This is a genomic window from Gammaproteobacteria bacterium (assembly GCA_037388465.1).
GTDB lineage: Bacteria > Pseudomonadota > Gammaproteobacteria > SpSt-1174 > SpSt-1174 > JARRKE01.
This window is the reverse complement of sequence record JARRKE010000069.1, coordinates 12,048-13,075: the sequence shown is the minus strand read 5'-3', so window position 1 is coordinate 13,075 and position 1,028 is coordinate 12,048. Positions and strand designations below refer to the sequence as shown.

The 1,028-nt window shown below is 51.1% G+C and carries 2 protein-coding genes; both read left to right on the top strand.

Annotated features, from left to right (window positions below):
- Positions 1-101 precede the first annotated feature (101 nt).
- On the top strand, positions 102-761 hold the full coding sequence (locus P8Y64_11580) for a hypothetical protein (protein ID MEJ2061105.1): 660 nt from the start codon (positions 102-104) through the stop codon (positions 759-761).
- Positions 762-868: 107 nt separating this feature from the next.
- Positions 869-1,028 (top strand): AEC family transporter (locus P8Y64_11575; protein MEJ2061104.1); only part of this gene is annotated, 160 nt, incomplete at its 3' end.

Sequence of the window (1,028 nt, the reverse complement as noted above, 5' to 3'; positions counted from 1 at the left end):
TCCAGGGCTTGGTGGAATTGAAATTTACGTTAAAGATAGTGCAGAGGAAGACAACATGTACTTTTCATCACTTGCGAAGGGTCCGGGTGAGGAGGCATAGAATGCCTTATAACATGACGCTCAAGATCGCTCCCTTAGCTCGCTGGGACGCTTCGCCGCGATGCGTCTTGCGCCCCTTAGCTTTGCGTTGGACATCAATGAAGTTGATTTTGATAGCTTTGATGTTATTCATCGCGCACGTAGTATTCGCTGCGGATGGTTACTTAATCGTGGCTTCCCCTAAGGTGTGCAAGCAAGGTCTGTATCATCAGCCGTCTGGCGGCCCTTTCTCGGTGTTTCTCTTTTGTGATGATGCACTTGGTTCGAATATTGGAATTATAAATACCGCCGATGGAGCAGGACCAGGAACAATTCCACTTCCTCAGCCTAAAACGTGGGATAAGTGGGATGTTAATGATCGGTTTTGGCAACAGCCAGAATGGGCGACGGACGTTAATTCCTTCGCGTGGTCGCCAGACTTGCGCTTCCTGTATGTGGCAACGTCGGGGATATATGGAACGGGCGATCTGTACAAATTGGACCTTGTGAAACGCACTTACGTGACGCTGCTACCGGATTCGAGAACACCGGTTGAACTAAATCACGGCTTTACTACAGAGATTACGCATGTAGATATTAAGACGGGTGAACTGACAGTAGAGTTTGAGACGTTTCGAAAGTCAGCCGGTAAAACCGTAGTCTCCACTGTGCGGGTGAAATAAATGCCCAACAATGCGCTCCAGTCGACCGCCCAAACTGCTGCGCAGTTTCGGCGCGCCTGAGCTCGGTCGTTAAACCCTATCCTCTCCTAAAAACCAGCTCCTGATCCATGCTCCTGCGCATTTTCTCCATCATCTTCCCGGTGTTCGCCATTGCCGGGATCGGTTACCTGTATGGCCGCTACAAGCGGCCCGACATGGCACTGGCCAATCAGCTCAATATGGACCTGTTCGTTCCGGCCCTGGTGTTCGGGGCGCTGGCGAGCAAGT